Annotated in this window: 8 protein-coding genes and 1 pseudogene; 3 read left to right on the top strand and 6 right to left on the bottom strand. The window is 34.7% G+C overall.

All coding sequences use genetic code 11. The features are described 5' to 3' along the window. Window positions 1-263: 263 nt before the first annotated feature. The 6 genes from VKJ25_RS02310 to VKJ25_RS02335 all read right to left on the bottom strand — a co-directional run bounded on the left by VKJ25_RS02310 (window position 264) and on the right by VKJ25_RS02335 (window position 4,847). Complete coding sequence (locus VKJ25_RS02310) at window positions 264-827, bottom strand: hypothetical protein (RefSeq protein ID WP_324235011.1); 564 nt, start codon at window positions 825-827, stop codon at window positions 264-266. 110 nt (window positions 828-937) lie between these two features. Then, the gene (locus VKJ25_RS02315; protein WP_324235012.1) at window positions 938-1,315 is read right to left on the bottom strand and encodes a helix-turn-helix domain-containing protein; all 378 of its coding nucleotides are present in this window, start codon (window positions 1,313-1,315) and stop codon (window positions 938-940) included. Continuing rightward, window positions 1,299-1,451 (bottom strand): type II toxin-antitoxin system HigB family toxin, encoded by a 153-nt coding sequence (locus tag VKJ25_RS02320; protein WP_324235018.1) that lies wholly within the window; start codon window positions 1,449-1,451, stop codon window positions 1,299-1,301. Before VKJ25_RS02320 ends, VKJ25_RS02315 begins: the two co-directional genes overlap by 17 nt. Further along, complete coding sequence (locus VKJ25_RS02325) at window positions 1,452-1,586, bottom strand: type II toxin-antitoxin system HigB family toxin (RefSeq protein ID WP_324235013.1); 135 nt, start codon at window positions 1,584-1,586, stop codon at window positions 1,452-1,454. A 392-nt stretch (window positions 1,587-1,978) separates the two neighbouring features. Continuing rightward, window positions 1,979-4,201, bottom strand: coding sequence for an O-linked N-acetylglucosamine transferase, SPINDLY family protein (locus tag VKJ25_RS02330; protein WP_324235014.1), 2,223 nt, complete (start codon window positions 4,199-4,201; stop codon window positions 1,979-1,981). Window positions 4,202-4,331: 130 nt separating this feature from the next. Then, window positions 4,332-4,847, bottom strand: coding sequence for a type IV pilin-like G/H family protein (locus VKJ25_RS02335; protein WP_324235015.1), 516 nt, complete (start codon window positions 4,845-4,847; stop codon window positions 4,332-4,334). 834 nt (window positions 4,848-5,681) lie between these two features. Between VKJ25_RS02335 and VKJ25_RS02340 the strand changes: the two genes are divergently transcribed. The 3 genes and pseudogenes from VKJ25_RS02340 to VKJ25_RS02350 all read left to right on the top strand — a co-directional run. After that, window positions 5,682-5,879: a hypothetical protein gene (locus VKJ25_RS02340; RefSeq protein WP_324235016.1), complete on the top strand. Its 198-nt coding sequence runs from the start codon at window positions 5,682-5,684 to the stop codon at window positions 5,877-5,879. A 130-nt stretch (window positions 5,880-6,009) separates the two neighbouring features. After that, window positions 6,010-6,243 (top strand): hypothetical protein, encoded by a 234-nt coding sequence (locus VKJ25_RS02345; protein ID WP_324235017.1) that lies wholly within the window; start codon window positions 6,010-6,012, stop codon window positions 6,241-6,243. 54 nt (window positions 6,244-6,297) lie between these two features. Then, a pseudogene (locus tag VKJ25_RS02350) lies at window positions 6,298-6,565 on the top strand (hypothetical protein); the annotation flags it as partial.

Raw genomic sequence — 6,565 nt, forward strand, 5'->3', positions numbered from 1 at the left:
TGTTTGGAAAGGGGGGAGATAGCATAGAATCTTGTTTGGAAAGGGGGGAGATAGCATAGAATCTTGTTTGGAAAGGGGGGAGATAGCAGGGGATCGTAAATTACCTTAAAATATATAATATAGGTAATTAGTTGATGAAAAATTTTGTACCTTCTCACCTGATTATTTCCTTTGTGCCCTTACTAGCCCCCCTTTCAAAGGGGGGTTGGGGGGATATACTCATAAGTCCAGGCAATATCATTTTATTCACCAATACTTAATTATCAATTATCCATTATCCTCTGAAGACTCGATAAATCTACATAATGTTTAAAGTCTCTGCACCAACCATAGTGAGGAGCATTAGTCCACCCTAACTGTACACAACTGCTATCTATACCTTCAATAAGTGCAAATTCCCTCGTCTTGTAGACAACCCGATATTTACCTGGCCAACCCACTACAATCACAATATCATTGACTTGAATCTCCGTATGCTTCCTCAATTTCTTCTGGTGTTGCTTGTCTAACTGTACCATCATGGTCTTCAATAAGCCATCTACTTTTGTCGTCTTGGTAAACTCGGCAACCATCTTTAGTGTATCCGTATGCCATGATTTTATGTGATAATCAATTAATTGTTCAATAGTTGTGAAAAAACCTTTTAGCTTTATTTCTGACTCTAGTCTAGTATTTGTAATTTCTGTTATGAAAGGCTGTGATAAATTGCTTCTACCACAACTATCTAGAGAGTGTCTAGCTAACAAGCAGTTTTTGTTATTTTCTGCCAGCAGAATATAACCAGATTGCCATACTCCATAGTGATTTAATTCAACTGTTTTAGCCATTTCCATTTATTTTTCCTGTAATTATCCGACGTAAATAGTTAGCCGTTAATTGCTCCATGTTAATTTTAACAGTAGCGATCGCTTCTTAACTAAATAGACTAGAATTAACTTTAAAAAAAATTTCCTAATATTTTAGCTTGTTCTGAAGTAATCTCTTCTGTACCATTAATCAAATCGATCCCTACCCTCTCCGAACCAATAACTTTGACTAAATCTGCAAAATTTACTCCCTGTTGTTCCATCAAAAATCGTAACATTGAATCAGGAGTTGATGCGGAACCTGGGTGATAAAAATCTTGCTCAAACATTTCAATTAAAACAATTAATAATTCATATAAAGTTTCTGGCTCCGGAGTCAGATTTTGAATGTGCATTAACTCTTCTAAAATTGCTAGTGCTTTTTCATTTTCCGACTCTGTTTTTATTACTTTTAGCTGATATTTAGCTAACAACTCACTATATTTTTTTGAACTAAAAGTAAGGGTCATTTTTCCAATACTCCTTATCATATTCTGCATGGGTGAGAATGTACTTAATATAAATCAATTGTCTTTGGTAATCTATACTAACAATTAAACGATATTTATTGCCCTTAATATTGAAAACTGTAAAATTACCAACAATTTATGCTGAAGGAAAGACTGATTTAACATCAAGCAAATTTGACCAATTAGCTTGACTAACAACTTTAAACCAATTATCTAACGTATCTTTAGAGTCACTATGGCTAAGGGTATATTCCCTTACAGCGGTTTTCATGATTAGTAAACCACAGTAGGGACGTTGCATAACAAAAATGCGTTTCATGTCGCGCAGCGATACGTCCCTACAAGATTTTGGTTATGGCGATATGGTTCATTGATTTGAAAAGCGCTGTAAATATCAATAGCTAATAACCTGCATCTGTTAATCATAAAAACAACAAGTTAGTTTATTTTTACATAATACCAGCTTTGGTGGTATTAGCTATGATTTTTTCAAACATTAGAAACCTGGTCTGTATTAAATTTTTTATTATACTACAATCTATCCTCAACAAACCCGGCTTTTTAATAATGCAAACTTAGATTTCATGGCTTGATTTACCCACCCCTAAAAACGATAAAATTTCTGTACTCTTTAGCTTCTCTTCAATTATTAATTATTAATTATTAATTATCAATATATATCTGCCACATCTGCTGATACGCATTTTCCATTTCGCGGGTAAACTGTTTCGCATTCCACAAAGGTGCAGTCCGTTTAGACTGGCGTAACTTCCAGGATACTTCTTTCCGTAAATTTTCATCTCTTCCCAGACGAATACCCCATTCTACATATTCCTCATCACTCCAAGCAATACCTTCGGTGATGCCAGCATTCATCATCATGGTATAGCTATTTCTGGCAGCAAACTGTTGACCAACTTTTGTCACCATAGGAATACACATCCATAAAGTTTCTAATGTTGTGGTTGCCCCATTGTAGGGGTAAGTGTCAAGCACAACATCTGCAATCTGCAAATTTGCTCTGTGAATTTCTTCTAAAGCAACTCTACCCGTAAATTTAATGCGATCGCTACTAACACCTTCTGCTGCTGCTGTGTCAATAATTAATTCATTGAGAAATTCTTCATTGCCAAACCCTTTCATTAAAAAATAACTGTTGGGAACTTCTTTCAGAATTTTCATTTGCAGTCTTATTGTATTAGGATTATATTTAGGTCCCCTCTGAGCTGTAAAATATACCACCGCATCACTGGGAATATCTAAGTTATCTCGACGCAAACTAGGCTGCGAAACTTCAAACCCATCTACTGCTACATAAGTTTGTGGTAATCGCCAGATTTTTTCTGAATAATACTTCTGAGCATCCTCTGGCAAAACATAGGGATCGGCAATATAATAATCAATAGTAGGTACTCCCGAAGCATCCCAACCCAACCAAGTCACTTGTATTGGTGCTGGTTTCAATGCCATAATCCAACAACTATTAGTTAAAGTCAGACTATCTAAATCAATTAAAACATCTATCTCATCTGCATAAATTTGTTCTGCTACTTCTGAACTAACCATTCCTCCATATAAATGTGCTTTAGTTACTTGATTGACATACCATTCTTGTAAAGTATCATCTCTCTTTTTAGAACCTAATAAATAAGCATATACTTGAAATTTATCTTGATTGTGGTGTTTCAATAACCAACGTGCAATCCAACCAACGGAATGTTTTCTGAAGCAATGAGAAATATATCCAATCTTTAAAGGTTTTTCTGATAAATATTTTCTTTGGGATAATCCTTGACAGTATTTATTAACTTGATTCTCAGATGTTTTTTCTACATAAATTTGGCATGCTTGTGAAAGCTGACTGCGTAGTTTAACATTTTTTTGGGGGCAATCAAATACATAGGGGAAAAAAAAGCTGGTATTATATAATCTCATTGCTTCTCGACCAACTTTTGATGGTGTTTTTTCGATCAGGTCTTTTATTAACAATTCTTGACGCTCTATCAATGCTTTTGCTTCTTGGTTATAACCCCCCGCAGACATCATTGCCCGCAGTATGATGTGGTTATTATAAATTTTATGATGTAACTTTTCAGAAATAGCATAAGAACGTTCAGCATACTCTATAGCTTTTACATATTCTGTTAATTCTGCAGAAAATTGAGACATAGTACCCAATAAACCTTGGTTCTTGGGTGTAATCTGTAGAAATAAATCTCCATAATCTCGGGCGATATTTACTGCTGCAAATGAGTAAGCAACTTCATACAAAACTTGAGTAAAGCTATTCACAATAGCTTTTCCTTCTTCTTCTTTCGCCTGTTTGATATATTTTACACAAGCTGCTGCAAAGTCTAAAGAAGATTGATGTATAGGATTGTATATCAACAGTTTTTTCAAGACATGATGTAATAAATCTAAATCAACTTCTAAAGGTGGATCAGTTTGTAATTGATCTATAATTCCATATTCAATTAGTTGTTCTCCTGTATAGTTTTCTAAAGAAATTGATAAATCAACTAAATGCAGTAAATTTTCAATCTCGGTGGGATTAATTTCCCGAATATGCTGCCGAAGTGCCCACGCAACAGAAAAATCCTCTAGAGCAGACCTTCGGTTTGCCTCTTTTGCCAATACTTGAATTAACTCTCTCATCCAATGCTCGACTTGCTCCGGTTCCCCATTTGCCATTCCTAGTAACCAAGTTGTCTGTGCTGCTTCTTCTTCTCCTTGCAATAGCAAAATCAACCCCAACTGCCAATAGTAAGACTTATTTTCAGGATTCCTATCTATTGCCTGTTCATATAAAATAGCTGCTTGATGATAGCCACCATCAAGGAAGTATTTATTTACCTCTTGTTGCCAATTAGTTGTGTCATTAGACATAAATTCTCAAGTAATATAAAGCTACCTACAAAATTAGGTAGCGTTTTGACGCGCTACCTTCTAGTGTTAAGAGTGAAAACAGTAATATTTTAGTTTACTGAATAAATTAATTTCTGTTTATGTTAAACAATTACAGAGCTTCTGAATAGGCAGTTGGACAGCTAGTGACTGCAGTGGGATCTGCTCCTGTAGTTGCTGCTGCACTACTTTCACAAAGTATTGTTTGAGAAGTATTTGCTCCATCAGCTTCTGTAAGGAAAACAATACCTGCATATACTTTTAATCCACCAGCAGCACTTGATGTCCAACCACGAGCACTAGCACCTGATTCACCAGCTATTGCATAAGTGTAGTTACTGGTTGCAGTCTTGATTCCCAGACCTAATTGAGCAATAGAGGTTGTGTTAACGATAAACTTACCATTTTCAGCATAATAAGCTTGCTGACCTTTGTTGATAGAAGCAAGATACTGCTTGGCTTCAGACTGCTTAGCTTTATTAGCTTGGTTTAAGAAGGAAGGTAAAGCAATAGCAGATAAAATTCCGATAATAATAATAACAACCAAAAGTTCGATTAGGGTAAAACCTTCTTCTTTTCTCTTCTTAGCAACGTGTTGTAAGAACTTAGCTTTAAATTCAGTTTTCATTGTTATTTCTCCTCTAATAATTAATTGGACGAATAATTTTTTTCTCCTGAAACTAACTTACCCACCTGACCAAAATTTCATATCATCCCCCAGAAAATTTTTTTTAGTAGATTGATTTAAGGGGTACAACCCAAAAAGTTCTAAATTCCTAGTAGGGATTTAGTCCTTAATTTTCATTTTTTTTGGACTAAAGCTCAACTACTAAAGAGTCTAACTATCCCTGTTTTATCCTAATCAGTTCTTGCTATAACTCCCACTTTCCAACCCAAAGATTCTAGTAAAGTCCGCAAAAGATTACAGCGCTTTTCACTCTCGATGAACCACCGGAGCCATAACCAAAATCTCGTAGGGACGTTGCATAAGGGCGTCCCTACTGTGGTCTACCGAAATGAAAACTGCTGTAAATTCTATTTCACCTGTTTATTGAAGTTTTTTGTTAAAAATTGCCAAGTTATGGTAAAGGTCATCAGAAAGAAAATAAAACTCAATTAATTCGGTATGATAATTAATACTTTTAGGCATTGTCACGACTCCTTATTACTAAAAGTAGGTTGGGTTGAGGGACGAAACCCAACATCATTAATAAAATATCAATTAAGATTGGTTGGGTTTCACTATCGTTCTACCCAACCTACTAAAAACTGTTGCCCGTGAGGTACTAAAAGTAGGTTGGGTTGAGGGACGAAACCCAACATCATTAATAAAATATCAATTAAGATTGGTTGGGTTTCACTATCGTTCTACCCAACCTACTAAAAATAATGAACAATTTAATATAATATCAATCAAAATTTGTTGGGTTTCACTATCGTTCTACCCAACCTACTAAAAGTTATGAATAATCAAATAATTTTCATTCTCAAAGTCCTCATTCTTTCTGCGGGACTTTCCCTGTTAATCAAATATTTTTGCCCCGATCTATCCATTCCTTCCACGACCATTAACGCTCTAATAATTGTACTTATACCACCTATATTTGTAGGAATGTTATTAGGGTGGCAACTTTTGCAGCAAGTTGAGAATATAGAGTAAGCGATCGCTCACTTTAAAATATTAAAGATATTCTCAATTTAAGCTTAAATAAAAGAGTAAATATTTTTGACTTCATTCTTTCTCTTCATCCGAAAAACAAACTTTCATTAATTAATCACTAATAACTCCAATGACAAGATTCCTCCACGATCAATTTGCTAAACAATATTTAGAAGAATTACTATCAAGTATTGGGGAAGTAAAAGCTGCTCGTGAAGTTAGAGGAGAAGTCAGACAAATAGATGTTTGGTTTTCTCCTAAACCACAACTTCAAGGAAATCCTGAATTATTAGGATTATTAGGTAATTTAGCTAAAACTTCAGCATTATTTGAACCTGATCATAATCCTGTAACTCCTAATTAAATTAATAGTTGTCTTCTCAAATTATTGCTAGTTCAAGGAGAAATGCAACGGGAAGTGAAACGAAATAAAACTTGTATTTCTATGGATGACTATCCGAAATTATGGATATTAACTCCGACAGCTTCTCAGAATATATTAAATGGATTTCAAGCTACTTTAGATGAAGAAAACTGGTGTTCGGGAATTTACTTTTTCGGAGAATATTTCCATACAGCAATAGTAGTAATTCATCAATTACCAAAAACTCCAGAAACAATGTGGTTGAGAATATTAGGAAGGGGAAAAGTTCAGTCTCAAGCCATTGATGAATTAGAAGGATTAC

The sequence above is a fragment of the Okeania sp. genome (assembly GCF_035285525.1).
Classification (GTDB): Bacteria; Cyanobacteriota; Cyanobacteriia; order Cyanobacteriales; family Microcoleaceae; genus Trichodesmium.